At 71.7% G+C, this 26,267-nt stretch carries 23 protein-coding genes and 1 tRNA gene; 12 read left to right on the top strand and 12 right to left on the bottom strand.

Annotation, left to right across the window (positions count from 1 at the left end; all coding sequences use genetic code 11):
- Window positions 1-16: 16 nt before the first annotated feature.
- Window positions 17-1,426, bottom strand: a complete 1,410-nt coding sequence (locus C4K88_RS01690; RefSeq protein ID WP_104119893.1) for an aldehyde dehydrogenase family protein — start codon at window positions 1,424-1,426, stop codon at window positions 17-19.
- Window positions 1,427-1,643: 217 nt separating this feature from the next.
- Here C4K88_RS01690 and C4K88_RS01695 point away from each other — a divergent pair, with 217 nt between their 5' ends.
- On the top strand, window positions 1,644-2,798 hold the full coding sequence (locus tag C4K88_RS01695; protein ID WP_104119894.1) for a glycosyltransferase family 9 protein: 1,155 nt from the start codon (window positions 1,644-1,646) through the stop codon (window positions 2,796-2,798).
- Here the strand turns inward: C4K88_RS01695 and C4K88_RS01700 are convergent.
- From C4K88_RS01700 to C4K88_RS01730, 7 genes are all read right to left on the bottom strand, one after another.
- Complete coding sequence (locus C4K88_RS01700) at window positions 2,764-3,486, bottom strand: SDR family oxidoreductase (RefSeq protein WP_104119895.1); 723 nt, start codon at window positions 3,484-3,486, stop codon at window positions 2,764-2,766. The genes C4K88_RS01695 and C4K88_RS01700 overlap by 35 nt on opposite strands.
- An 80-nt stretch (window positions 3,487-3,566) precedes the next feature.
- Window positions 3,567-4,934 carry a PfkB family carbohydrate kinase gene (locus C4K88_RS01705; protein ID WP_104119896.1) on the bottom strand — a complete coding sequence of 456 codons (1,368 nt, stop codon included), beginning with the start codon at window positions 4,932-4,934 and terminating at the stop codon, window positions 3,567-3,569.
- Window positions 4,931-5,548: a D-sedoheptulose-7-phosphate isomerase gene (locus C4K88_RS01710; protein WP_241521690.1), complete on the bottom strand. Its 618-nt coding sequence runs from the start codon at window positions 5,546-5,548 to the stop codon at window positions 4,931-4,933. Before C4K88_RS01710 ends, C4K88_RS01705 begins: the two co-directional genes overlap by 4 nt.
- A gap of 41 nt (window positions 5,549-5,589) precedes the next feature.
- Window positions 5,590-6,882: a glycosyltransferase gene (locus C4K88_RS01715; protein WP_104119898.1), complete on the bottom strand. Its 1,293-nt coding sequence runs from the start codon at window positions 6,880-6,882 to the stop codon at window positions 5,590-5,592.
- Complete coding sequence (locus tag C4K88_RS01720) at window positions 6,879-7,880, bottom strand: glycosyltransferase (protein WP_104119899.1); 1,002 nt, start codon at window positions 7,878-7,880, stop codon at window positions 6,879-6,881. Before C4K88_RS01720 ends, C4K88_RS01715 begins: the two co-directional genes overlap by 4 nt.
- Window positions 7,877-8,980 carry a glycosyltransferase family 9 protein gene (locus C4K88_RS01725; protein ID WP_104120288.1) on the bottom strand — a complete coding sequence of 368 codons (1,104 nt, stop codon included), beginning with the start codon at window positions 8,978-8,980 and terminating at the stop codon, window positions 7,877-7,879. Before C4K88_RS01725 ends, C4K88_RS01720 begins: the two co-directional genes overlap by 4 nt.
- Entirely contained in the window at window positions 8,977-9,525 is a 549-nt protein-coding gene (locus C4K88_RS01730; protein WP_104119900.1) for a D-glycero-alpha-D-manno-heptose-1,7-bisphosphate 7-phosphatase, read from the bottom strand. Before C4K88_RS01730 ends, C4K88_RS01725 begins: the two co-directional genes overlap by 4 nt.
- A gap of 130 nt (window positions 9,526-9,655) precedes the next feature.
- Between C4K88_RS01730 and C4K88_RS01735 the strand changes: the two genes are divergently transcribed.
- On the top strand, window positions 9,656-10,684 hold the full coding sequence (locus C4K88_RS01735; protein ID WP_104119901.1) for a glycosyltransferase family 9 protein: 1,029 nt from the start codon (window positions 9,656-9,658) through the stop codon (window positions 10,682-10,684).
- Here C4K88_RS01735 and C4K88_RS01740 read toward each other — a convergent pair.
- Together C4K88_RS01740 and C4K88_RS01745 are read right to left on the bottom strand one after the other, a co-directional pair.
- The gene (locus C4K88_RS01740; RefSeq protein WP_104119902.1) at window positions 10,681-11,505 is read right to left on the bottom strand and encodes a sigma-70 family RNA polymerase sigma factor; all 825 of its coding nucleotides are present in this window, start codon (window positions 11,503-11,505) and stop codon (window positions 10,681-10,683) included. The genes C4K88_RS01735 and C4K88_RS01740 overlap by 4 nt on opposite strands.
- 136 nt (window positions 11,506-11,641) lie before the next feature.
- On the bottom strand, window positions 11,642-12,559 hold the full coding sequence (locus C4K88_RS01745) for an alpha/beta fold hydrolase (protein WP_104119903.1): 918 nt from the start codon (window positions 12,557-12,559) through the stop codon (window positions 11,642-11,644).
- Window positions 12,560-12,717: 158 nt separating this feature from the next.
- On the opposite strand from C4K88_RS01745, the gene cls reads away from it, so the two are divergent.
- Window positions 12,718-14,202 (top strand): cardiolipin synthase, encoded by a 1,485-nt coding sequence (gene cls / locus C4K88_RS01750; RefSeq protein ID WP_104119904.1) that lies wholly within the window; start codon window positions 12,718-12,720, stop codon window positions 14,200-14,202.
- Between the two features lie 155 nt (window positions 14,203-14,357).
- The gene (locus C4K88_RS01755) at window positions 14,358-14,774 is read left to right on the top strand and encodes a VOC family protein (protein WP_104119905.1); all 417 of its coding nucleotides are present in this window, start codon (window positions 14,358-14,360) and stop codon (window positions 14,772-14,774) included.
- Window positions 14,775-14,856: 82 nt separating this feature from the next.
- On the opposite strand, the gene C4K88_RS01760 is transcribed toward C4K88_RS01755, so the two are convergent.
- Window positions 14,857-15,363 carry a MarR family winged helix-turn-helix transcriptional regulator gene (locus tag C4K88_RS01760; RefSeq protein WP_104119906.1) on the bottom strand — a complete coding sequence of 169 codons (507 nt, stop codon included), beginning with the start codon at window positions 15,361-15,363 and terminating at the stop codon, window positions 14,857-14,859.
- 167 nt (window positions 15,364-15,530) lie between these two features.
- Here C4K88_RS01760 and bcp point away from each other — a divergent pair, with 167 nt between their 5' ends.
- The 8 genes from bcp to C4K88_RS01800 all read left to right on the top strand — a co-directional run bounded on the left by bcp (window position 15,531) and on the right by C4K88_RS01800 (window position 25,463).
- The gene (bcp, locus tag C4K88_RS01765) at window positions 15,531-16,004 is read left to right on the top strand and encodes a thioredoxin-dependent thiol peroxidase (RefSeq protein ID WP_104119907.1); all 474 of its coding nucleotides are present in this window, start codon (window positions 15,531-15,533) and stop codon (window positions 16,002-16,004) included.
- A gap of 84 nt (window positions 16,005-16,088) precedes the next feature.
- Window positions 16,089-16,173 (top strand) — tRNA-Leu (locus C4K88_RS01770).
- Window positions 16,174-16,435: 262 nt separating this feature from the next.
- Window positions 16,436-17,137, top strand: coding sequence for a fasciclin domain-containing protein (locus tag C4K88_RS01775; protein ID WP_104119908.1), 702 nt, complete (start codon window positions 16,436-16,438; stop codon window positions 17,135-17,137).
- A 206-nt stretch (window positions 17,138-17,343) separates the two neighbouring features.
- Complete coding sequence (locus C4K88_RS01780; RefSeq protein WP_241521654.1) at window positions 17,344-19,074, top strand: ABC transporter substrate-binding protein; 1,731 nt, start codon at window positions 17,344-17,346, stop codon at window positions 19,072-19,074.
- 99 nt (window positions 19,075-19,173) lie between these two features.
- Window positions 19,174-20,667: a malate:quinone oxidoreductase gene (locus C4K88_RS01785; RefSeq protein ID WP_104119909.1), complete on the top strand. Its 1,494-nt coding sequence runs from the start codon at window positions 19,174-19,176 to the stop codon at window positions 20,665-20,667.
- A 48-nt stretch (window positions 20,668-20,715) separates the two neighbouring features.
- Window positions 20,716-23,883, top strand: a complete 3,168-nt coding sequence (locus tag C4K88_RS01790; RefSeq protein WP_104119910.1) for an efflux RND transporter permease subunit — start codon at window positions 20,716-20,718, stop codon at window positions 23,881-23,883.
- A 75-nt stretch (window positions 23,884-23,958) separates the two neighbouring features.
- Window positions 23,959-24,510, top strand: a complete 552-nt coding sequence (locus C4K88_RS01795; RefSeq protein WP_104119911.1) for a MarR family winged helix-turn-helix transcriptional regulator — start codon at window positions 23,959-23,961, stop codon at window positions 24,508-24,510.
- On the top strand, window positions 24,507-25,463 hold the full coding sequence (locus C4K88_RS01800; protein ID WP_104119912.1) for an oxidoreductase: 957 nt from the start codon (window positions 24,507-24,509) through the stop codon (window positions 25,461-25,463). Before C4K88_RS01795 ends, C4K88_RS01800 begins: the two co-directional genes overlap by 4 nt.
- Here the strand turns inward: C4K88_RS01800 and C4K88_RS01805 are convergent, their stop codons facing one another.
- Window positions 25,464-26,243, bottom strand: a complete 780-nt coding sequence (locus C4K88_RS01805; protein WP_104119913.1) for a hypothetical protein — start codon at window positions 26,241-26,243, stop codon at window positions 25,464-25,466.
- Between the last annotated feature and the right edge of the window lie 24 nt (window positions 26,244-26,267).

Genomic DNA, 26,267 nt, shown 5'->3' on the forward strand with positions numbered 1-26,267 from the left:
TGCAGGGCGTCGCCCATCAGCCCTCCTGCGGTGGGGCGCTGATGTGCACGACCTTCACGAGCGAGAACTCGTCCAGCAGCTCGGGGCCGTAGCCGAACCCCGCCCCGCTGATTCCGCGCGGCTGCGCGGAACCACCGGGGGCACCGCCGAACACGGCGTTGACCTTGACGGTCCCCACGGCGAGCCCGGCGACGGCCTTCTGCGCGTGGGCGATGCTGCCGGTGAGGACGGACGCGGCGAGACCGTACGGGCCGGCGGCGGCGAGGCGCAGGGCGTCGTCGAAGCCGTCGACGACAGTCACCGGCGCCACCGGGCCGAAGGTCTCCTCCGCCATGACCGTCATGGTCTCCGTGCAGTCGGAGAGCACGGTTGCCGGGTAGTGGGCGCCCGGGCCGTCGGGGATGGCGCCGCCCTCAAGGCACACGGCACCCTGTTCGATAGCCTCGCCGACCTGCGCCTGGACGGCGTCGCGCATGCGGCGGTCCACGAGCGGCGGGAAGGAGCCGCCCGTGTTGCGGTTACGGGCCTCTTCCGTGAGGGCCGCGAGGAACGGTTCGGCGACGGCCCTGCACACGTAGATGCGCTCGACGGAGGTGCAGATCTGTCCGGCATTGGCGAAGGCCCCGAGGGCTGCCTGGCTGGCCGCCCAGACGGGATCGACGTCGGCATCGACGATCAGTGGGTCATTGCCGCCGTTCTCGCGGATCACGTGGGCGCCGGTGAGCACCGCGGCGCGGGCGATCCGTGCGCCGGTGTCGCTGGAGCCCACATGGGCGAACACGTCGACGTCGGCCTCGGTGGTGAGCTGCTGCCCCACCTCGCCGCCGCCCGTGAGGGTGATGAACACCCCGTCCGGGAAGGCCGGCTGCAGCAGGCGCCCGAGGAGCTCGCCCACGTGGGGGCAGCGTTCGCTGGGCTTGTGGATGACGGTGTTGCCCGTGACGAGCGCGGCCCCGATGAGGCCGGCGGCCACCGCCACGGGGTCGTTCCAGGGGGTCAGGAGCACGGCGACACCGCGCGGCTCGGCCACGGTGTAGTCGGTGGCCGTCACGGCCCCGCGCAGGCTCAGCCCGCGATGGACGGGGCCGAGTTCGGCGTACTGCTCGAGCGTGGAGACGGCTGCCTCGACGCCACCGAGGGCGTCCGCGGGCGGTTTGCCCGTCTCCCGCGTGTTGAGGTCGGCGAGCTCCTGGGCGCCGTCGCGCAGCGCCGTGGCCGCGCGGCGCAGGGCGGCGCCCCGCTCCGCCGGGCTCGTGGACGCCCACTCGGGCTGCACGGACCGGGAGAGGGAGACGGCCAGCGAGACCTGTTCCCGTGCGGCGCAGGGCAGCGTGCCCACCTCGGTGCCGTCCCGGGGGTCGACGATGGTGATGGACTCGTCATCCCGCACATCGGTCGGCGTGGATGTCGGGGTGGTGCTGGACATGGTGCTCCTCGAGGTCGACGGCCGTGATGGCTGATCTATTCGTTCCGTACCCGGCTCGCGTCCGTTCACACAGGCGCCGGGCCGATTTCTGCACTCCCTCCCGTGGTCGTCAGCAGGCTTAGCATATGGTGGCAGAAAGCGGCCGTGGCCCGGCCCGTCGGCGGGACAGGACGGGACGGTGGTCGGCCACGGGATACAGCGGACGGGAAGGACACCCATGCAGGACGGCACGACGACGGCGGCATTCGGCGGGCGGCAGGACACGGCGCGGGCAGTGGGACCGGTGCTCGAACCCTTCAGGGACATCCGGCGGATCGCGGTCCTGCGCGGCGGCGGCCTCGGGGACCTCATGTTCGCGATGCCCGCGATCGCGGCCCTCGGAGCACGCTATCCCGACGCGGCGATCACCCTGCTCGGCATGCCCGGCCACGCGGCACTGCTGGAGGGCCGGCCGGGGCCGGTGTCCTCGATCCTGGAGCTGCCGGTCTGCCCCGGCGTCAGGCCCGGGGACGAGGAACCGGGAGCCGTGGACGCCTTCTTCGCTGGCCTTCCGGGCACGTTCGACCTGGCCGTCCAGCTGCACGGCGGCGGGCGGAACTCGAACCCGTTCCTCCTGCGGCTCGAGGCCCGTCACACGGTCGGCACCCGGACGCCGGACGCCGTCGCGCTGGAACGCACCATCCCCTACGTCTACTACCAGCACGAGGTGTTCCGTGCCCTGGAGGTCGTGGGTCTCGCAGGGGCCGTGCCGGTGGACCTGGAGCCGCGGGTGGGGGTCCTCCCGGGGGAGGTCGACCGCGCGGGGCAGCTGACCGGCGACGGCGCCGTCGTCGCCCTGCACCCCGGCGCCACGGATCCGCGCCGCCGGTGGCCGTCGTCGTCGTTCGCCGAGGTCGCGGTACGTGCGGCGGCGGACGGCTGCGAGGTGGTGGTGGTCGGGGACGCGACGGATGTCCCGGCGGCGGAGGAGATCGTCCGTCTCGCGCTCGCGCAGGCCCCGGCGGCGGACGTGCGGTCCCTCGCGGGGCAGCTCACGCTCGGCGAACTGGCCGGCCTGCTGGACCGCAGCGCGGTGATGGTCGGCAACGACAGCGGACCCCGGCACCTCGCCCAGGCGGTGGGCACGCCCACCGTGGGCGTCTTCTGGATCGGCAATGTCATCAACGCGGGCGCGATCGGCCGGACCCTCCACCGCGTCCACTTCTCCTGGGTGGCGCGCTGCCCGGTCTGCGGCGTGGACGTCACCCAGGTGGGCTGGACGGCGGAACGCTGCGAGCACGACGACTCGCTCGTGGCCGCCGTCCGGCCCGACGCCGTCTACGCGGACGTCGCGGAACTCAGGGCCACGAGCCTTCTTCTGCGTGGGCGATGACCATCTCGCGGATCTCGCAGCTCTTCGGCTGCGAGAGCGCGAAGAGGATCGCCTCGGCGACGCGCTCGGGGTCATTGAGGCGTGAGTCGTCCTGCGGCTTGTACTGCTCGTCGCGGTCGTCGAAGAAGCGCGTCTTCATGCCGCCGGGAATGATCGTCGTGACGCCGATCTGCCCGGTGGTCTCCGCGGCCAGGGCCTGCGAGAAACCCATCACGCCGAACTTCGAGGCGCAGTAGGCCGTCGCGTCGCCGACGGCCTTGATGCCGAGGGTCGAGGCGATGGTGACCACGCGACCGTGGGTCTGCTTCAGGTACGGCAGGGCGGCGCGGGCGGTGGACGCCGTTCCCATCAGATTCACGCCGATCACCTTCTCCCACTCGTCGGCCGGCACGGTGTCGAGCGCGCCGCAGCGGTCGATCCCGGCGGCGGTGACGACGGCGTCGAGCCCGTCCATCATCTCGGCGGCCTCGCGGACCGCCGTCTCCACGGCTTGGCGGTCGGCGACGTCGACCTCGAAGGCCTTCACGCCGGTGACGCGGCTGATGTCGCGGTCGAGGACCACGGGCGTGCCACCGGCGGCGAGGACGCCCTGGACGATGGCCGCGCCGAGGCCGGAGCCTCCGCCGGTCACCAGGACGCGTCCCGGGTTGTAGCCGCTTCCTGTGGTGGTCGTCGTGTTCTCGGTCATGGGTGTTCCTTTCGTAGGGTGCATGGTCCGGCCGGACGGGCCGGAAGATCTATGGTCAGCCGACCGTGTCAGCCGACGGGTCAACCGACGCGGGCGAGCGCGGCGGCCAGTTTCGTGGTGGAGCGGGCGGGGATGTAGGGGACGGTGACGGTCCTGCCGCCCCAGCTGCTCATCAGCGCGGCCTCGGGGAGGTCCTCGGCGGCGTAGTCGCCGCCCTTGACCCAGATGTCGGGCTGCAGGCGCGCGATCGCGTTCTCCGGCGTCGACTCGGAGAAGACCAGGACGGCGTCCACGCAGCCGAGGGCCGAAAGCAGCTCCGCGCGGTCCTCCTGCTTGATGATGGGCCGGCTCTCCCCCTTGAGCCCGCGCACGGACTCGTCCGAGTTGAGGCAGACGATCAGGCAGTCGCCGAGCCGGCGTGCCGCGGCGAGGGTGCGGGCGTGGCCGGCGTGCAGGAGGTCGAAGCAGCCGCCGGTCGCGACGACGGTCCCGCCGGCCTCCCGCGTGCGCCGGGCGACGGTGAGGGCGTCGAGCCCGTCGACGGGCAGCTGCTGCGGCACGTCCTCGTCCTGCCGGGCCATCGCGCCGACACCGCCGGAGGCGAGGAAGTACGCGGCGGCCTCGGTGGCCTGCTGGGCGGCCGCGTCGATCGCGGCACCCTGCGCGAGTCCGACGGCGAGCGCCGAGGCGAAGCGGTCGCCCGCTCCGCAGGGGTCGGGGGCGTCGACGCGGGGCGCCGGCACCACCTGGGGCAGGAGGCCCGGGGCGGCCACGAGCGCGCCGTGGTCGCCCATGGTGACGATCACGGCCCTGCTCCCCCACGCGGCGAGCAGGACGTCGGCCGCCGCGGCCGCCGCGCGCGTCCCGGTGCCCTGGACGTCGGCGAACCGCAGGGCCTCCCCGAGGTTCGGGGTCACCGCGGCCACGCCCGGCACCGGCGGGGCGCCGGAGGGGTGGGGGTCCCACACCACGGGCGTCGTCCCGGCGAGTACCTCGAGGCGCGCGCGCAGGGCCTCGTTGGCGAGCACGCCGCGGCCGTAGTCCGCCGCGATGATCGCGTCGGCGCCGTCGAGGGCGGCCAGCATCGCGTCGGTGGCTTCCGGGACGGGAGGCGTCGCGCAGCCCTCGTCGAACCGGACGACCGCCTGCCCGGAGGCCCGGACCCTCGTCTTGACGGGGGTGGGCGCACCGGAGGGCCCGGCGACGACGGTGATGCCGTCGAGTTCGGCGCGGAGGAGTCCGGATGCCTCGTCATCGGCGAGGACGGTGACGAGCACGGCCTCGTGCCCGTCGGCCTGCAGTATGCGCGCCACGAGGCCCGCTCCCCCGGCGCGCCGCTGGACGACGTCGACGTCGACGACGGGTACGGGCGCGTCCGGCGACAGGCGCCCTGCCCCGCCGGAGAGATCCGCGTCGAGGAGGACATCCCCGACCACCACGATCCTCATCGCTGCTCCTCCCGACGGCGGCGCACCTCGGCGTCGAAGGCCCGGCACATCGCGTGCAGGGCGATGAGGTGGCCCTCCTGGGCGTTCGCGGACGCGGCGTCGACCGCCACGGAGTCGTCGACGCACTCGGTGAGGGGGTTGGGCCCGGCGCCCGTGAGCGCCCAGGTGGTGATGCCGGCCGAGCGGGCGGCCTCGGCGGCGCGCAGCAGGTTGGGGCTCCTGCCGCTCGTGCTCAGGAGCACGAGGATGTCCCCGGGCCGGCCGTGGGCGCTCACCTGGCGGGCGTACAGGTGGTCGAACCCGTAGTCGTTGGCGATGGCCGTGACGGCGGAGCTCTCGGCATGGAGGGAGATCGCGGAGAACGGTTCGCGTTCGCCGTCGAACCGGCCGACGAGTTCGGCCGTCAGGTGTTGGGCCTCGGCGGCGGAGCCGCCGTTGCCGGCCGCGAGCAGCCGCTGCCCGGCGAGGAGACGGTCCGCCAGCTCCACGCCCCAGCCGGCCAGGGTGCCGGCGTTCAGGGCGAGGGATTCGAGGGCCGGTGTGACTGCCCGGAGGTGGTCCAGCACGAGCTGCCGTGAGTCCTCCCGCGCGGTGGCCCCGGCGGTGTCCGGGATCGTGCCGGACGCGATGTCGGGCTGGATGTCGGTCTGCGTGGTCACAGTGCCCTGCCTCCTGTGCTTTCGAGTCGACGCGCGGCACTGTGCCGGGCGGTGGCCTGTTCTGCGGGTGCTGCGTCGGCGAGGGCGCTCTGGTAGGCCTTCTCCGTGTCGGCGGCGATGCGGCTCCACGAGTAGCGGGCCTTCACGCGGCGGTAGCCGTTGTCGCCGAGCTCGCGGGCCCACCCGGGGTCGCCCACGATCCCGGCGATCGCCCCGGCGATGGCCGCCGGGTCCTGGGGTGGTACGTGCAGTCCGGTGGTGCCGTCCACCACGGTGTCGACGAGGCCGCCGACGGCCGCGGCGATCACCGGGACGCCGCAGGCCATGGCCTCCAGCGGGACGATCCCGAACGGCTCGTACCAGGGGGCGCAGACCACGGCGTCCGCGCTGCGCAGCACCGCGGGCATCTCCACCCGCGACACCTGGCCACGCAGGACCACACGGTCCGCGACACCGAGGTCGACGGCGAGCGCGCGGAGTCGCTGCGCCTCCGGGTCGTCCTCGAGCCCGGTGGAGCTGCCGGCACCGCCCACGATGTGGAGTTCGACGTCGTCGCGGCCGAGGTCGGCGAGCTCGCGCAGAGCGCGGATCACGAGGTCCATGCCCTTGCGCGGGACGAGCCGCCCCACGCTGACGATGCGGTGCGCGCGGGTGCGGTCCTCCACGGGCCCGTGCGGGGTGAACAGTTCGACGTCGACGCCGCACGGGGCGATGGACACGCGGTTGCCCGGGACGCCCATGGCCTTGAGCTCGAACACCTCGTCCGAGCAGGTGGCGACGATGCGGTCGGCGCTGCGCCCCACCATCGCCTCGAGCATGAGCCGCTCGGGCGGGCTGGTGTCCTCGGCCCCCTGGTGGCGGCGCTTGACCGTGCCGAGCGCATGGAAGGTCTGGACGACCTGGACGGGGCTGCCTGCGGCGCGCGAGCGACCGGCGGCGTCGAGCGCGGCGAGCCCGGACATCCAGAAGTGTCCGTGCACGATGTCCGGCGGTTCCTGCCCCCAGTCCTCCACGATGCCCTCCGCCAGCCGGCCCATGTAGGGCAGGAGGAGGTCCTTCGGGACGGCTCGCTCAGGGCCGGCGGTGATGTGCACGACCTCCAGGTGCGGGTCGGTGCGCACCCGGTCCGGCAGGGCCGGGTCGTCGCGGCGCGTGTAGACCGTCACGTCGTGTCCCCGGTGGGCCAGTGCGAGGGACAGCTCGGCGACGTGGACGTTCTGCCCGCCGGCGTCGACGCCTCCCAGCGCGGCCAGTGGGCTCGCGTGCTCCGAAACCATGGAGATCCTCACGGGGCCTTCCTCTCTGTGACCGCCAGGACGCGGTGCCGTGTCGGTTCCTGCTCCAGGACGTCGTCCCAGTCGGCGAGGAAACGGGCAAGCCCGTAGGAGGCGAGGGCCGCCTCCCGGGCGGCCCGTCCCCGGACCCGCGCCTCGTCGGGGTCCTCGATGAGCCGCGCCGCCATGCGGACGAGGTCGTCGACGTTCGTGGAGACGGCCCCCGCCTCCGGCGGCACCGCGCGGGCCGCCTCCGTGGTCGCGAGGGCCAGCACGGGGAGTCCCACGTGCATCGCCTCGAGGAGCGAGAGGCCGAGGGAAGTCCAGCGCAGCGGGTGGACGTAGGCCCGGGACCTCCCGAGCCGTGCGTGCAGCTGCGCCGTGGGCAGGTCGCCGCCGATGCGCAGTTCCCGGGGCGTGAGGTCCAGGGCGTCGGGGAGCCCGTCCGTCCCCATCCCGAAGACCTCCAGCGGTGCGACGCCCGCGAAGCGGGGCAGCAGGTCGGTGCCGGTGATGCGGCCGCGGCGCACGGGCTCGTTGATGACGGCGGCGAGCTGCCCGAGCTCCCCGGTGTAGAGGTAGCCGGGATCCACGATGCCGTGCTCGATCACCGTGGTGTCGGCACCGCCGTTGTCCCAGAAGAGCGCGTTGAAGTGGGTGACGTGGATGATCGGGATGTCCGTCTGGCCGGCGAGCGGGTGGACGGTACCCACGATGTCGCGGCGCGGGGTGTTGTGCTCGAGGAACACCGCCGGCAGGTCGCGGCCCGGGGTGCGTCCCAGGAGCCGTTCGCACTCGGCGATCTCCTCGACCCGCTGCAGGACGACGACGTCGATATCGGCGCCGGGGAGGTCCTCCGGCGCCACCTCGATCACGGACGTCGGCCAGTCGCGGCCCGCGCGGCCGAGGCCCCATGCTCCGCCCCCGGGCGTGGTCGGCAGCACGTAGGTGTGGTCCCCCCGCACGAAAGCGTCGGTCCACCCTCCGTGGACGTGCCATAACAGGATCCTCATCGGTGTCCCCTCGTTGGTCGGCGGCCCTCTGTGCGGCCGATGCTGCGGCGTGAGCCGAGTGACGATACGCCGGAGCTGAGCCGGAGCACGGCGTCCATGACGTCCTCCGGGGAGACGCCGGACAGGCAGGGGTGCCCCTGCACGGGGCAGACGCGGGCACGGCTGAGCGCGCAGGCGGCGTCCTGGTCGCCGAGCAGCTCCACGGGCACCCGGTAGGGCGCCCAGCGCACGGCCGGGACCACGGGCGAGAACAGGCACACCACCGGGGTGTTGACGGCGGCCGCGAGGTGCGCGGGCCCGGTGTTGCCCGTGACGATCACCGACGCCCCGGCGATGACCGAGCCCAGGGTGGCCAGGTCGGTGCGGCCCCCGAGGTCCAGGGCCTCGGGGCCCGCGACCGTGGACGTCAGCTCGGTCTCGTCCGGCCCGCCGGTGACAACCACGCGGTACCCGGCGGCGGTCAGGAGTCCGACGGCCGCGGCGTGGTGGAGCGGGGGCCAGGCACGGGCGGGCACGGAGGCGCCGGGGTGGACGACGACGTAGGGGCCGGGGCCTGCGAGCGCGGAGGCGTCGGTGAGGTGCGTGACCTGCAGCCGGCCGTCGTCGCCCGGGGGCAGGGCGTACCCGGCCGCCTCCGCGATGCCGAGCGCCCGCTCCGCTTCCGGCTGGTCCTCGGGGAAGTCCTCGCCGGGCTTGAGGCGGACGTCGAGGAGCGATCCCGCATAGTCCACGGAGGCCCCGGCGATCCGCCGGACGCCGGCGAGGCGGAGCAGCAGGGCCAGGGGCAGCGGCGACTGGTGGAACGAGGTCAGGAGCACGGCCTCGTCGACGGCGAGGGCCGTCACGGCGTCGTGCAGTTCGCCCACCAGCTCCGGTGTGGGTTCGGGGGCCGGGTCCACGATCCAGGGCGCGGACCAGGTGACGACGTCGACGACGCCCGGCAGCAACCGTGCGGCCGCGGCGCCCTGGGGCCCGCACAGCATGACGACGTCGTTCGGGGAATCCCCATGGTCCCCGGCGGCGATGGCACGGACGGCGGGACCGGCGAGGAGGACGTCGCCGGCGCTGTCGAGGCGGGCGACGAGGACCCGGCGCCTCACGGCGTCCCCGCCCACAGCGTGTCGACGGCGTCGGCGAGGGTCGCGGCGACGGCAGGAGCCGAGCGGATCTCGTCCTCGAGCGTGACGCCCGTCGGGACGAGGACGGCCTGCGCGCCCGCGGCTGCTGCGGCTCCCATGTCCGCGCCGATGTCGCCGATGACGGCGACGTCCGAGGCGTCGAGGCCCAGGCGGGTGCTGGCCGCGAGGACCATGCCCGGGGCGGGCTTCCGGCACGCGCAGCCGTCGTCGGCCCCGTGGGGGCAAAGCTCCCAGACGTCGAACGGTCCGAGCAGTTCCTCGACGCGGGCATTGACGGCGTCCACCTGGTCGCGGGTGACGATCCCCCGGGCGATCCCCGACTGGTTGGTCACCACGCCCACCGGGATGCCGCGGGAGCGGAGGCCGTCGAGCACCTCGAGCGCCCCGGGCATGGGCTGCACGAGGGCGGGATCACCGTTGTACGGGACGTCCACGACGATCGTCCCGTCGCGGTCGAACAGGACGGCCCGTGGGGGCGTCCGTGGGGGTCCGGCCGAAGTCTGCATACTGGCTTAGTTCCCGTGGAGGAGCAGTACTAAACACTTTCCGCCCGACTTCTTCTCCGCGGGCCCTGCCGCTCGTCCCGACGATATGCCCCGACGGCCCGGACCCCGATTCTCTGGCAGGATCGTTCCCATGACTTCCGAGGGCACCAGTACCACCGCCACATCCGCCCGGCCTCCCGGAGGCGGCGCGGGGCCCGGCTCCCAGCGGGTCCCCGCGTCCACGCCGGCACCGGACGGGCGTCCCGAGATCCTGGCGCTGCGGGCCCTGAAGCTCGGGGACCTCCTCGTCGCGGTGCCCGCCCTGAAGGGACTGCGGCGTGCCTTCCCCGAGCACCGCATCCTCTACGCGGCCCAGGAGTGGCTCCGTCCGATCATCCCGCTCACGGAGGCCGTCGACGACCTGCTGCCCACGCACGGGCTCGACGACCCGCTGCCCATCGAGCACGGGCGGATCGACCTCGCCGTGAACCTCCACGGCAGCGGCGGGGAGAGCCGGGGGCGCCTCGAGGAGATCGGCGCGCGACGCCGGATGGGACACCGCTCGCCGGGCTGGGACGGCCCCGTGTGGCGCGACGGCGCCCTGGAGCGCGAGCGGTGGGCGTCGCTGATGAGCTGGCACGGCGTCCCCGCGGACCCGCTGGACTGCAGGCTCCGGGTGCCCGACGTGGCGAATCCCGTGCCGGGCGCCGTCGTCGTGCACGTCGGGGCCGCCTACGGGAGCCGGCTCTGGCCCGTGGAACGCTTCGCCGAGGTGGCCCGCGCCCTGGCGGCCGCCGGGCACCGGGTGGTCTTCACGGGCAGCGGCAAGGAACGGCCGCGGGCCCTCGCCGTCGCCGATGCCGCCGCCCTGCCGGAGGCGACGGTCGCCGCCGGGGAACTGCCCCTCGACACCTTCGCCGCCCTGGTGGCCGGAGCGTCCCTGGTGATCTCCGCGGACACGGGCGCCGCCCACCTCGCCTCCGCCTACGCGCGGCCCTCCGTGGTGCTGTTCGGTCCCGCACCACCCTCGGAGTGGGGGCCGCCGCCGGGACCCCACACCGTCCTGACGGACGCCTCGGTGCGGGTGGGCGAGACGTTCTCGGCCACACCGGACCCGGCGTTGCTGGCCGTGACCGTCGACCAGGTGCTGGCCGCGGCGTCGGACCACGGGATCTTCTAGGCGGTTCCGGACCGCGGGGCCTGCCCGTTCCCCGCGGGGGCGCCGAGGAGTCTCTTCTGCAGTTTCACCAGGATCCGGGACAGCGACCTCGAGACCTGCATCTGGGACATCCCGAGCTCGTCGCCGATGCACTGCTGGGTCTGCTCCATGAAGTACCGGCGGTAGAGGAGCTCCTTCTCGCTGCCGTGCAGCTCGTTGACCGCGCCGCGCAGGGAGATCATGTCGTCGCTGCGCTCCAGGCCGCCGGTCTCGCTCGCCAGGGTGTCGGCCCAGGTGCGCCCCTCCATGGGTGCGTCGAGGGATACCGGCCGGAGGCTCGTCGAGCAGGCCTGCGCCTCGAGGACCTTGTGCTCGGGCCGGCCGAGTTCGAGCCCGAGCTCGCGTGCGGTGGCCTCACGACCGTACCGCTGGGCCAGGGCGGGACCGGTCCGGGCGATCTCCGTGCGGAGGTCCTGCACCTCCCGCGGGGGCCTGACCACCCAGCAGGAGTCGCGCAGGTACCGCTTGATCTCGCCGCTGATCGTGGGGACGGCGAACGAGGCGAACGGGATGCCGCGGGCCGGGTCGAAGCGCTGCACGGCCTTGATGAGTCCCAGGTAGGCGACCTGGCGGATGTCCGCCGCTTCGGGGCCGGTGGCCGCGAAGGACCGCGCGACCGACTCCGCGATGTCGAGGTGCCGCACGGTGATGTCGTCCTGCAGGGCCGCCTTGAGGGGCCCGTCCTGGCGGCCGCGGGGGGCGTGGCCGTCCGCGGTAGCGGCGTCGGCGGAACGGCGCGGGCGCGCCGGGACGGTCGGTCGGGCTACGGCGGTACTCTGCATGCTGTTCTCCGATGGGCGCTGGACACTCACGTGACCCAAAGAAAACATCAGTACGCTTACTACGCAAACCGGACACTACGGAACGGGCGATCCGGCCCGGGGGCTTCCCTTTTCCACCGTGTCGGGGTACACGGCTTCAGGCGCCCGCGGAGAAGTCGCGCGGGGGGTGGAGGGCGCCGCGGTGGATCTCGTAGGCGCGGGAGCGCCCGGGCTCATCGGGGTCGTCGACGATGGGCTGGTCCGCCATGAACTGGCGGATGACGTGGGCGAGTTCGCCGGGATTGCTGAAATTGATCGCGTGCGCCGCCCCCTCGATGATCACCACGAGGACGTGGTTGTCCGTGCTGCCGGCGACCTCGGCGACCCGGGCAGGGCTCGGCATCAGCGGGTCCCGGTCGCCGATGACGACGAGGGTCGGGATCCTCAGTGCCAGCAGGCGGTCGAGGGACGGGTACCGGGTGAGGGCGCGGAACATCCTGACGGTGCTGGGTACGCCGAACCGGAGGTAGTCAGGGGCTGCCACGCGCATCAGCCCGACCGGCTCGCGGGTGCCGTCGAGGGCGAGTTGTCGCACGGCCCGTCGGAACGGCTGGTTGTACGCTCCCCCGGCCGGGGAGACGAGGACCGCCCGGTCCACGCGCCCGGGGTAGCGGTGGGCGAACTCGCAGATGACCGGGCAGCCCATCGAATTGCCGACGAGCGTGGCCGAGGTGATGTCGCGGTCGTCGAGGAACCGCGCAGCCGCATGGGCGAGGTCGGGCACGTCGAGGGGGTCGGTCGGCCTGCCGCTGCGTCCGAAGCCCGGGAGGTCCGGCACCAGGGTGTGGAACTCGTCGCGGAGGCGTTCCGCCGTCGGCAGCAGGTACCGGCCCGAGAGGCCGAAGCCGTGCACGTGCATCATGGTGGCCGCGTCCGGCCGGGCGGGTGACTCCCGGTAGAAGACGTCGACGCCGTCGACGCTCGTCCAGCGTTCGGCCAGCGCCGAGGCGGCCCGTCGGGGCAGCCGGCGCGCTCTCCGTCGGCGTGCGGGGAATCCGGGTGGGTCGGCCGTCACATTCCCTCCGGGGGGCTGGTCACCATGCGTCGACCGTAGTGCCCGGACGGGCGTCCCACGTCATTCCCGGGGGGTGATGCGGGACGCCCGGCGGCGCCCCACCGTGGACCCATGGCTCCACGACGACGCCCCGTGCCCGGTCCCCCGAGGGTTGACTGATGGATCCTGTCCTCAGCACCAACCTCGCCTGGATCGTCGGGTTGCTCGCGCACCTCGCCGTCTGCATCATCGCGCTCGTCGTCATCCCGAAACGGCGCAAGCCCACGGCGGCGATGGCATGGATCCTGATCATCGTGTTGCTCCCGGTGGTCGGGGTGGTCTCCTACCTCGTCATCGGTTCGGTCAAGCTGCCGGAACGACGCCGTGCGGAACAGCGCCGGATCACTGCTACGATCGCTGCCGCCGCCGAGGGACTCGACCTGGCGACACATCGGGACAGCTGGCCCGAGTGGTTCGCCCGTGTCACCCGGCAGAACCAGTTGCTCGGCGGCCTCCCGGTGGTCGGCGGCAACACCGGCCTGCTCCTGGACGACTACCGACAGTCCATCGACGCCATGGCCGCGGAGATCGGCACGGCAGAGCATTTCGTGCACGTGGAGTTCTTCATCGTGTCCTTCGACGACACGACCAGAGGATTCTTCGCTGCCCTGGAATCCGCCGTCGCCCGTGGCGTGACGGTGCGCCTGCTCGCCGACCACGTCTCCTCCACCAGGATCGCGCACCACCGGGAGACCTTCGCGGAACTCGACCGCATCGGCGTGGAGTGGAGCTACATGCTGCCGGTGATGCCCCTGAAGGGCAAGTACCAGCGGCCCGATCTCCGCAACCACCGGAAACTGGTGGTGATCGACGGAAGGGTGGGCTTCATGGGTTCCCAGAACCTCATCGACCGCAGCTACAACGCCCCGAAGAACCTGAAGCGCGGTCTGCAGTGGCAGGAGTTGGTGACGCGGCTCGAAGGACCGGTCGTGACGACCCTCAATGCCGTGTTCGTCTCCGACTGGCTGACCGAGACCGGGGAACGCCTCGACACGTCCTCACCGGCTGCCGTGCTGCCGCTGGGCGCTGCCGTCGTCGACGGGTCCGCGGAGGCCATCGAATGCCAGGTGGTGCCGAGCGGCCCGTCCTACGAGACCGAGAACAATCTGCGCCTGTTCCTGTCCCTGCTGTACGGGGCGTCGGAACGGGCGATCATCACGAGCCCGTACTTCGTCCCCGACGAGGCGATGATGTACGCCATCACGTCCGCCTGCCAGCGCGGCCTCGACGTCCAGCTCTTCGTCTCGGAGATCGGCGATCAGGGACCGGTCTTCCATGCCCAGCGGTCCTATTACGGGGAGCTGCTCGATGCCGGGGTGCGGATCTTCCGCTACCCGGCGCCGTACATCCTGCACGCGAAGCATGTCTCGATCGACGACGACATCGCGGTGATCGGGTCCAGCAACATGGACATCCGGTCCTTCAGCCTCGATTTCGAGGTGTCCCTCCTGGTGCGCGGCCGCGTCTTCGTGCAGCGGATGCGTGAGGTCGAGGAGCACTACCGTTCCGTGTCACGGGAGTTGACCCGTGAGGAGTGGGCCCGGGAACCGCTCTCGTCGACCTTCCTGGACGGCATCGCGCGCCTGACGTCGGCGCTGCAGTAGCAGGCCCTCGGTGGCCGCGGCGGTGGTCCCGACAGGAGGGCGTCGCGTGGAGGGGAGGTACGGTGGTTCCGCCCGTTGGGCAGCGTTGCGGCATCGGTCCGGTGCTGGCAGGATCACTGCACTGTCCCTGAAGCGAACGGATCGAGGAGTCAGCCATGCATTGGACGCTGGAGGTCGTGGTCGTGCCGGTGGCGGACATCGACCGCGCCAAGGCCTTCTACGCCGATCAGCTGGGTTTCGTGGTCGACCACGACACCACCGTGAGCCCCGGCAACCGGTTTGTCCAGCTCACGCCGCCCGGCTCCGGTTGCTCCATCGTGATCGGCGAGGGAGTCGTGCCGCCGATGCCTCCGGGATCCGTCCAGGGGCTGCAACTGGTCGTCCCGGATCTGGTGCGGGCGCACGCGGAGCTCGTGGAGCGCGGCGTCGAGGTCGGCGACATCCGGTCCGTGGGACGTGATCCGGAGGCGGTGCAGCGGGGCGGGACAGCACTCGACAACGTCGGTTTCGTGTTCTTCAGCGACCCGGACGGCAACGGCTGGGCGGTACAGCAGATCTCCGCCCGTGCCTGACGGGAGCCATCGGCCCCGCCCTCGGTCCGTGACCCTGCGCTTCACGAGCAGGTGCCGGGAGCTGGACCGGACGGCCGCCGGGTCAGCTGGACACGGTGGCGGCCGGCCCCGTGTCGGAGCCGTCGGCGGCAGCGCCCTCGCCCGAGGCCGCTCCTGCCGCCGTGTAGTTCCAGCGCGGCGCCCCGAGTTCGCGGATGACGGTCTTGAGATGGTCACGCAGCTCCTCGGAGACCAGGCCCCCGCCGGCCACGAGGGTGCGCTCGATGTCCTCGGACGCCTCGAGGACCTGTTGTCCGGCGGGCGAGATCGAGACCATGTGGGAGCGCCGGTCGAGGTCGTTCCGCACGCGCGTCACATGCCCCCTGGACTCGAGCCTGGACAGCGTCTTGCCCATCGTCTGGGCCTGCACCCGTACGATCTGGGCGAGGCTCGCCTGCGTCATGGCCCCCTCGTTCGCGAGGACGCCGAGGGCGATCACCCCGGCGTGGGTCACCCCGATGTCGACCAGTCGCTCATTCCATGCGTGCTCGACCAGACGCGCGGCTGTCGTCAGCAGTCGACCGGTGGGCCATTGCTCCAGATCGGGCATAGAACCGTGCACTTCCTCTCGCTTGCGAGACCGGCGGCCGCCGTCGGCGTCGGATCATCCCCCTATGATAGCTAGGCCAGCTGCCCGCTCTCTCCACGTCGGCATCCGGTCACCTGCCCTCCGGCGCGTTCCACGCTGCCGACGCCCATCGATCCCCAGGAGGACGCATGTCGGAACGACTGCCCACGGGTGCCCCTGCCCCCGATTTCACGCTCAGGAACGCCGCGGGTGAGGACGTCACGCTGTCCTCCCTCCGGGGCGGCAGCGTGGTCGTGTATTTCTACCCGGCCGCCGCCACCCCCGGCTGCACCACCGAGGCCTGCGACTTCCGTGACAATCTGGCCTCGCTCGCCGCCGCCGGGTACACCGTGCTGGGCATCTCTCCGGACCCTGTGGGCAAACTGGCCGCCTTCGCCGAGAAGGAGTCGCTCACCTTCCCCCTCCTCTCGGACGAGGACCACGCCGTCGCGGAGGCGTACGGGGCGTGGGGCGAGAAGAAGAACTACGGGAAGACCTACGAGGGCCTGATCCGCTCCACCGTGGTGGTGGACCCGGACGGCACCGTCGCGCTGGCACAGTACAACGTGCGCGCCACCGGTCATGTGGCGAAGCTGCGCCGCGACCTGGGGATCGACGCGTAGGAACCCTTCCCGCGCCCGGGGCCGCCGGCCCATTGGCGCTACAGTGAAGGGGAAGGAATGCCCTCCGCGTGAGCGGCATCCCGGGCGCGAGTGGCGGAATTGGCAGACGCGCTGGATTTAGGTTCCAGTGTCTTCGGACGTGGGGGTTCAAGTCCCCTCTTGCGCACCATCAGCAGCACCAGGCGGGCCGCTCCGGGCGGCCCGGTGAAGCCCCGTCGGGCAGTCCGCCCGATGGGGCTTTCGTCTGACCGACGGTGCTTCCGCGCCTATCACCGCAGGTCACAGGCTGGTCACAGGGGACTCTCCTTGAACATCCGACCCATCCACCTGCCGACCACGCCCGAAGTACCTCCGAGACATCGACACGATGTGCTTCACACGACAGTCACTGACCCGGGTATCCACCGGGGTCGTCACTTTGGAGGAAATTCATGCAGATCACCAAGCGCAGGAACCTGTCCATCATGGGTATCGCGGCAGTCTCGATGTTCGGTCTCGCGGCATGCGGTGGTGGCTCCGACGCAGGATCCGAGGCCACCCCGAGCAGCATGGCCGAGGAGACCAGCATGGCCAGCGAGTCCCCCTCGATGGAGGCGAGCATGAGCCCCTCTGCCGACGCGATGATGGACCCCGCAGCGAACCTCGTCGGCCCCGGCTGCGAAGGCTACGCCGAGCAGGTCCCCGAGGGTGACGGTTCGGTCGAGGGCATGTCCCTCCTCCCCGTGGCGGACGCCGCTGCGGCCAACCCCATCCTGAAGCAGCTGACCGCCGCTGTCTCCGGTGGCATCAACCCCGACGTCGACCTCGTCGACACCCTCAACGGCGGCGAGTTCACCGTCTTCGCGCCGGTCGACGACGCCTTCGCCGCACTGCCCGCCGAGACCGTCGAGGGTCTGAAGACGGACACCGAGGGCCTCAACAGCATCCTGACCTACCACGTGGTGCCGGGCAAGATCCAGCCCTCCGAGCTCGAGGGCACCACGCAGACCACGGTCCAGACCGCCGACCTCGAGGTGACCGGTTCGGGCGACGACCTCATGGTCAACGACGCCAAGGTCATCTGCGGCGGCGTCCAGACCGCCAACGCCGTCGTCTACCTGGTCGACACCGTCCTGACGCCCCCGGCCGGCTAGGACCTCCCGACCTCCCCGGTTCACTCCTCTAACGTGTCCCGGGGATCACGGACAGGCCCTCTCATCCCTCGCGGGTGAGAGGGCCTGTCCGTGTGTCCGCTCCGCGCGGTTCCTGGGCGGAGCGGACAGGACCATCGCCTACACTTGGGCATTCCAGACACCGGACCATCTTGTCCCGGCCCCCTGCCCTTCGGAGACCGACGCCAGTGAACAACCCTGCCGCGCGCCGCACCAGCCACGGACGGGCGACCCACGGTGGAATCCGCGTCGCCGGGCTGGCCGTCGCCGTCGCCGCCGCGGTGTCCCTCGCCTCCTGCACGGCCGGCCAGGTCCCGCCGCCCCAGCCCGCGACGACGACGGCGCCCCCCGCGTCGGAAGCCGCCACCTTCACCTTCGGGACGGCCGCGCATCCCCGCACCCTCGACCCGGCGCTCGCGAACGACACCGAGTCCTTCCGCGTGAGCCAGCAGATCCTGCAGGGACTCGTGGGCGTGGACCCGTTGACCTCCGAGCCGACGCCGCTGCTGGCCGAATCCTGGGACGAGGGGGACGACGGGCGGTCCTACGAGTTCACGCTGCGGGAGGACGTCGTATTCCACGACGGCGAACCGTTCGACGCCGACGCCGTGTGCGCCAACTTCGACCGCTGGTACACATTCCCCGAGACGGCGCGGGCCGCGGCGAGCAGGCTGCCCTTCGAGAACGTGTTCAAGGGCTACTCCGACACCCCCGAGGTGAGCCTCTACAAGGGCTGCACGGCGACTTCGGCGTACACCGTGGACCTGCAGCTCACCTCCCGGATCACCGGACTGATCCCCGCACTCGCCACGCCCGCGTTCGCGATGTCCTCCCCCGCCGCGCTCGAGGCCGGCGCCGCGGACGACCTCACCGAGTCCCGGGACGGCTCGGGCATCTCCCGGTACGGCCAGGCGCCCGTCGGGACCGGCCCGTTCCGCTTCGTCTCCTGGGGGGAAGGGGACGTGGAGCTCGCCTCCTTCGACGGGTACTGGGGTGAGCGCGGGGAAGTGGAGCGTGTGGTGTTCACCACCATCACCAACCCCGATTCCCGGGCGCGCGCCCTGACCGCGGGGCGGATCGACGGCTACGACTTCGTGTCCGTGGACAGCGCCGTCGACCTTGCACGCAACGGACTGCAGTTCCTGCAGCGCGACCCCTACTCCGTGCTCTACCTCGGCATGAACCAGGGCTTCCCCGGTGTCGACGATCCCCTGTTCCGCGAGGCCGTCGCCCATGCCATCGACAAGGACGCCCTCGTCGACGGCCGCTTCCTCAACGGGACCAAGCCGGCGCGCCAGTTCATCCCGGAGAAGCTCGGTGTGGGCAACGAGACGGTCGAGGACTACGGCTACGACGTCTCCCTCGCCAAGGACCTCCTCGAGCGCTCCGGGTACGACGGACGCGAGCTGCCCTTCTACTACCCGCGCAACGTCTCCCGGCCCTACCTGCCGGCCCCCGAGAAGGCCTACGCCGAGCTGAGCCGCCAGCTCACCGAGGCCGGCTTCAACATCAAGCCGGTGCCCGTGGACTGGAACGACAGCTATGTGGAGGCGGTCCAGCAGTCCGGGGACCGGGCCTTCCACCTGCTCGGGTGGAGCGGCAGCTACCAGGACCCGGACAACTTCGTGGGCGCCCTCTTCGGCACGTACTCGGAGGAGTTCGCCTACGACGACCCGCAGCTGTTCAGCAAGGTCAACCGGGCGCGGGGACTGCCCCCGGGCGAGGACCGCACCGAGGCCTACGCGGACATCAGCGCGCAGATCTCCGACAGGATCCCTGCCGTCCCGCTGGCCTTCCCGATCTCCGCGCTGGCGATGAGCCCGCGCGTGACCACCTACCCCGTGAGTCCTGTCATGAACGAGGTCTTCAACCGCATCGACCTCGCCGACGTCGAGCCCCTGCCGACGCCGTCGGACTGAGCGACCGGACGCGATGATCGCGACCCCAGGACGATTTAAGTTAGGTCACCACCAGCCGCTAGTGTTTGTCTCCTAGTGACCTCGCGACTGGAGACTCCGTTGACCACATCCCATCAGGGCACGCCCGCCAAGACCACCGACGTCGTCCTGATCGGCGGCGGGATCATGAGCGCCACCCTCGGGGCGTTCCTCCGGCAGCTGCAGCCCGACTGGGACATCTCCCTGTTCGAGCGGTTGGACGTCGCGGGCCTCGAGAGCTCCGACCCCTGGAACAACGCCGGCACCGGCCACTCGGCCCTGTGCGAGCTGAACTACTCGCCCGCAGGGAAGGACGGCTCCGTCGATCCGGCCAAGGCCGTCGCCATCAACGAGCAGTTCCAGGTCTCCCGCCAGTTCTGGTCGCACATGGTCTCCGAGGGGCTCATCGGCGATCCGCGCACCTTCATCAACCCGGTGCCCCACATGAGCTTCGTCTGGGGCCAGGCCAACGCCGAGTACCTGCGCCGTCGCTACGAGGCACTGAGCCCGCAGCCGCTGTTCAGCACCATGGAGCACAGCGAGGACCACGACACCATCGCCGGGTGGACCCCGCTCGTCATGCGGGGCCGCAACCCCTCCCAGCCCGTCGCCGCCTCGCGCGTCGAGGGCGGCACCGACGTCGACTTCGGCGCCCTCACCCGCCAGCTCACCACCTACCTCGAAGGGACCGGCGTCGACCTGCACTACGGCTTCGACGTCCTCGACGTCGCCCGGGCGACCGACGGCCGCTGGGACGTCAAGGTCAGGAACAAGGCGACCGGCGAGACCAGCACCGTCACCTCGAAGTTCGTCTTCATCGGCGCCGGCGGCGGCGCCCTGCACCTGCTGCAGCGCAGCGGCATCCCCGAGGGCCGCGGCTTCGCGGGCTTCCCGGTCTCCGGCCAGTTCCTGCGCTGCACCGACCCGGACCTCGTGGGGCAGCACAACGCCAAGGTCTACGGCCAGGCGTCCGTCGGCGCCCCGCCGATGTCCGTCCCCCACCTGGACACGCGGTTCGTCCAGGGAGAGCGCTCCCTGCTGTTCGGCCCCTACGCCGGGTTCTCCACCAAGTTCCTCAAGAGCGGCTCCTACCTGGACCTGCCGACGTCCATCCGCCCCTCGAACCTCGTCCCGATGCTCGCGGTCGCCAAGGACAACATGTCCCTGACGAAGTACCTCATCACCGAGGTCCTCAAGAACCGCGACGCCAAGAACGACGCCCTCACCGACTTCCTGCCGACCGCCGAGGGCGGCAGCTGGGAACTGATCTCCGCCGGCCAGCGTGTACAGGTCATCAAGAAGGCTCCGGGCAAGGGCGGCGTGCTGCAGTTCGGCACCGAGGTCATCACGTCGTCGGACGGCTCGGTGGGAGCGCTGCTCGGCGCCTCCCCCGGAGCGTCCACGGCGGCCCCGATCATGGTGGAGCTGCTCGAGCGGTGCTTCCCGGCCAGAATGTCCGGCTGGGAGCCGAAGCTCAAGCAGATGCTTCCCGGGTACGGCGTCAAGCTCAACAAGGACGCCGCCCTGGCCGCCGAGGTGCAGTCGATGACCGACCGGGTCCTCAAGCTCGCATAACATCCGACGGAACCAGCCGGTCGACCGTCAGCATCAAAGGCAGGTTTCTTGTTCCGTCTGGCCCACTTCTCCCTCGGCAACAGGGCGCTCATCGCGCTCATCACCATCCTCGCCTCGGTCTTCGGTGTCATCACCCTCGGCTCCCTGAAGCAGGAGCTCATCCCCTCCCTCGAGTTCCCGCAGATCACGGTGATCTCGACGCTGCCCGGAGCCTCCCCGGAGTACCTCGACCAGCAGGTCAGCGAACCGCTGGAGGCGGCGCTGAGCGGCGTGGAGGGCCTGGAGTCGTCGTCGTCCACCTCCCGCTCGAGCGTCTCCACCGTCAGCCTCGTCTTCGTGTACGGCACGAACCTCGACCGGGCCCGGGCGCAGGTGGACCGCGCCATCTCCACGGTGCGCCCCACCCTGCCGGACGACGTCGAGCCGCAGGCGCTCGCGGGCAGCATCAGTGACCTGCCCATCGTGTTCATGGCGGTCTCCTCCGACCAGTCGCTCAGCGAACTGAACGGTGACCTGGCCCGGCTGACCGTCCCCCGCCTGCAGAAGATCGACGGCGTCCGCACCGCCGACGTCTCCGGCGGGTCCACGCAGCACGTCGCGATCCTCCCGCGCGAGGGAGCCCTCGCCGACGCGGGCCTGACGGTCGGCGACATCAGCAGCACCCTCGAGGACAACGGCGCACTGTTCCCGGTCGGCAGCCTCGAGGACGATCCGCGGTCGCTGACCATCCAGGCGGGCAGTCGCATCGGATCCCTCGAGGACATCGAGACGCTGCCGGTGCTCCCCTCCTCCGAGGACCCCTCCCCCGGCCCGGTCAGCACCATCGGCGACCTGGCCGATGTCAGCCTGGCCGACGACGAGCCCACCTCCGTCGCGCGCACCAACGGCACCGAGACCCTCGCGCTGACGGTGACGAAGGTCCCCGACGGCGACACCGTTGAGATCTCGCAGCAGATCGTGGCCCTCGTCCCCGAGCTCGAGACCGAACTGGGCAACGCCGCGGACATCACCGTGGTCTTCGACCAGGCGCCGTTCATCGAGCGCAGCATCGACGACCTCACCACCGAGGGGCTGCTGGGCCTCGGCTTCGCCGTGCTGATCATCCTCGTCTTCCTCCTCTCCGTCCGCTCCACCCTCGTCACCGCGATCTCGATCCCGCTGTCGCTGCTCATCACGTTCATCGGTCTGTACGTCGCGGGGTACTCCCTGAACCTGCTGACCCTCGGCGCCCTGACGATCGCCGTCGGGCGCGTGGTGGACGACTCCATCGTCGTCATCGAGAACATCAAGCGGCACCTCGGGTACGGGGAGGAGAAGCGGGAGGCCATCCTCACCGCGGTCCGGGAGGTGGCCGGCGCCATCACCGCCTCGACGCTGACCACCGTGGCCGTGTTCGCGCCCATCGGCTTCGTCGGCGGCCTCGCCGGCGAGCTCTTCCGCCCCTTCGCGATCACCACCGGGATCGCCCTGCTGGCCTCCCTCGGGGTGTCCCTGACCATCGTCCCGGTGCTCGCCTACTGGTTCCTGAAGCGCACGCCGCCGGCGCTCGCGTCCATCGATTCAACCGCCACCGGTTCCATTCCCGCCCGTTCCATGTCCGCCGGTTCCGCCGGTTCCACCGCCTCCCGGGCGGGGTCCGACCGCCCGTCCCTCCTCCAGCGCGGCTACCTCCCGATCCTCACCGGCACGCAGCGCCACCCCGTCATCACCCTCGTCAGCGGCGCCCTCGTCCTGGGCGCCACGGCCGCGATGGTCCCGTTCCTGCCGACCAACCTGCTCGGCTCCTCGGGCCAGAACAGCTTTTCCATCACGCAGAGCCTCGCCTCGGGCACGAGCCTGGCGACGACGGCGGAGACCGCCGCCCGGACGGAGGAGATCCTGATGGACACCCCGCAGATCCGCGACGTGCAGCTGACGGTCGGCAACCCCGAGGGCGCGTTCGCCGCCCAGTTCTCCGGCGGCGCCTCGGTGGCGACTTTCACCGTCATCACCGACGAGGACGCCGACCAGGAGGCCCTGCAGGAGTCCGTGCGCCAGGACCTCGAGGGCCTCGAGGACGCGGGCACCATCTCCCTGTCCAGCCAGCAGGGCGGCTTCGGCACCTCGAGCACCATCGACATCGACATCACGGCGCCCGTCGCGGCGGATCTCGAGGCCGCGGACAGCGCGGTGTTCGAGGGGCTGCAGGGGCTCGACGGCGCGGGTGAGATCACGAGCAACCTCGCGGCGGCCCAGCCGCAGGTCCAGATCGACGTGGACCGCACGGCGGCCGTGGAGGCGGGTCTGAGCGAAGGTCAGATCGCGGGCCTCCTCGGCGGCAGCATCAGCCCCGTCCCGGCCGGTTCGGTCCGCTTCGAGGCGGACGACTTCCCCGTCCTGATCGGCGAGGGCACCACGATCACGAGCATCGACCAGCTCCGGGACCTGCAGGTCCCCACGGCGACGGGACCCGTCCCCCTGACCGAGGTCGCCTCCGTCGAGGAGGTCCAGGTGCCGCTGTCGGTCACGAGCTCCAACGGCGAACGCACGGCCCGGGTCTCGATCACACCGTCCGACGACGACCTCGGCACCCTGACCGGAGCAGTGAACGAGCGCCTCGCCGGCATCGAGCTGCCGCCCGGCGCCACCGCCACCGTCGGCGGCGCCTCCAGCCAGCAGGCGGAATCGTTCGACCAGCTGTTCCTCGCCCTGTGGGCGGCGGTCGCCATCGTGTACGTCATCATGGTCGCGACGTTCAAGAGCCTCCTCCAGCCCCTGATCCTGCTCGTCTCCATCCCGTTCGCGGCCACCGGCGCCATCGCCCTGCTGCTGATCACCGGGACGCCCCTCGGGCTGCCCTCCCTCATCGGCATGCTGATGCTCGTGGGCATCGTGGTCACCAACGCGATCGTGCTGATCGACCTCATCAACCAGTACCGCCTCCCCCACGACGGCGCGCCGGGACTGCCGGTCGCCGATGCCATCCGGGAGGGCGCCCGCCAGCGCCTGCGGCCGATCCTCATGACCGCGCTGGCCACCATCTTCGCCCTGACGCCGCTGGCGCTCGGCCTCACGGGGAAGGGCGGCTTCATCTCGCAGCCCCTCGCCATCGTGGTGATCGGCGGACTGGTGTCCTCCACCGCCCTGACCCTGGTGCTGGTCCCGGTCCTGTACCGGCTCGTCGAGGGCCGCCGTGAACAGCGGGCGCTGCGCCGGGAGGCTGCAGCCGCCGCGTGACCGGCAGAAGGACGGCGTACACTCGATGCGTCCGTATCTAGTTGCCGGCCGCCCGGCAGGAGGCCCGAAAGCACCATGACTGACGCCCCGCACCCCGCCGTCGGTTCCGCCGTCGAACCTGCCGGCGAAGCGTCCGACGGCGCGGCTGGTGTCTCACACCCGACCGCCTCCGTCCGCCAGGCGTCGGAGACCTGGGAATCGCTCTTCCGGGCGCAGGTCGGCATCATGCAGCGCATCCGGCAGGACCCGGCGTTCAAGGACCTGCCCATCCGTGAGTACGACGTCCTGTTCAACCTCAGCCGGTGCCCCACCGGCTGGACGCGGCTCAACGAGCTCAACCACTACCTCCTGATCAGCCAGCCCAGCCTCAGCCGCATGGTGGACCGGCTCGAGGCCAGGCACCTCGTGCGCAGGCGGCCGGCGGCCAGCGACCACCGCGGCGTCGAGCTGGCGCTGACCGAGGAGGGCCGTGCGCTCCAACGGCGGATCGGCGCGGGCCACGTGCAGCGCATCCGGGAGGTCCTCGCGCCCGTCCTGGACCCCGGGGAGATGGATCAGCTGAAGGCCCTCACGGACAAGATCAACGCCCGGCTGGGCACCACACACGAAGGGTCAGGACCAGCATGAACGATTTCACGGCGGACGCGATCGGCGATCTCACGGGCAGGCGCGCGGTCATCACCGGGGCCAACAGCGGGCTGGGCCTCGAGACGGCCGTAGGGCTCGCGAGGAAGGGCGCCGAGGTGATCCTGGCCTGCCGGAGCGAGGACCGCGGGCGGGACGCCGAGCAGCGGGTCCGCTCGCTCACGGGCAGCGACCGCGTGGAGCTGCGCCTCCTCGATCTCGCCAGTCAGCAGTCCATCCGCGAGTTCGCGGCAGGCCTCAGCGGTCCCGTGCACCTGCTCGTCAACAATGCCGGGGTGATGGCCACGCCGCGCTCGACGACGGCGGACGGTTTCGAACTGCAGTTCGGCACCAACCACCTGGGGCACTTCGCCCTGACGGGCCTGCTGCTGGAGAACCTCCGCGAGGCCGGGTCGTCCCGCGTGGTCACCCTCTCGAGCCTCGCCCACAAGCGGGGACGGATCGACTTCGACGACCTGCAGTCCGAGCGCCGCTACCGCCGGTGGGCCGCGTACGGGCAGAGCAAGATCGCGAACCTCTACTTCATGGTCGAACTCGACCGCCGTGCCCGGGCCGCGGGCTGGGACCTCACGTCGGTGGCGGCGCACCCGGGCGGGGCCACCACGAACCTGACGGCCGGGATGAAGATGCCGGCACTGCTCGATGTGCTCGCCGGCTTCATGGCGCTGATGGGCCAATCCGCGGCCGACGGCGCGCTGCCCACGCTCTACGCGGCCACCGCGGACGACGTCCAGGGCGGGGACTACTACGGTCCGTCCGGCGTCGGCGAGACCCGCGGCGCACCCCGCCTCGTCGCGCCGGTGCCGCGCGTCCTGGACCGTGACATCGCGGTGCGCCTCTGGAACCGCAGCACCGAGCTCACGGGTGTGGACTTCGCGGCCCTGCAGCCCGCGGGCTCCGGCGGGCCCCGGCCTCCGGAGGGGCCCCGGGGGTGATCAGCCCGCGGCGCCGGGGGCGATCCGGAGGGAACCGAGCATCTCGCGGATGGTTGCATAGCCCGGGGTGTCGTAGTGCTTCTGCGCTTCCCCGATCGTCCCGAACGTGACGTTCTGCGGCCCGGTGTTCTCGGGCGTCTTGGGGGCCAGGACCTCGACCTCCCCGAAGCTGACCCGGCCGAGTGGGTCACCGGCGTCGACGGTGTTGGAGAGCGTGCAGGCGAAGCCGTCCGCGCCGCCCAGCCGGTCCGTGATGCCGTAGGAGCCGAAGAAGCGGAAGCCGGCGATGATCCGGATCACGACGCGCGGCTCGAACTCCGCGCTCGCCGGCGCCTCGTCCGTGAGTTCGAGCGGTTCACTGCTGATGACGTGGTAGGGGGTGAGGTTCGCGTCCGGGCACGGAGCTTCCGGCGTCTCGATGCCGGTGTGCAGTTCGGCGATGGTCACGCCCTCCGTGGTGCGGACCGCGTAGTGCAGCGACTCGGGGGCGTAGACCCCGGGCCCCGGCTCGATCAGCTGCACCACCCACTTCTCCGGCAGCTCGAAGCTCAGCCGGCGCCCCTGATCGGTGAAGACCTTCCAGCCCTCGCGGGCCTCGCGCAGCGGTGTGCGCGCGGGCTCGGCGGGCCCGGCCGTCGCGCTCGCGGCAGACGGAGCCGGTGCTCCGCCGTCGGCCCAGGGTGCCGTGCACGCGGTGATGAGCGTCAGGACGAGCGCGGCAGCGGCGAGGGCCTGGGGCTGGTGCCGTCGGCCCGGCCCTCCGGACGGTCGGTGGTCCATGGCGTCCTCTCTGCGGGGAACTCG

The sequence above is a fragment of the Arthrobacter pityocampae genome, assembly GCF_002927275.1.
Lineage (GTDB): Bacteria > Actinomycetota > Actinomycetes > Actinomycetales > Micrococcaceae > Arthrobacter_D > Arthrobacter_D pityocampae.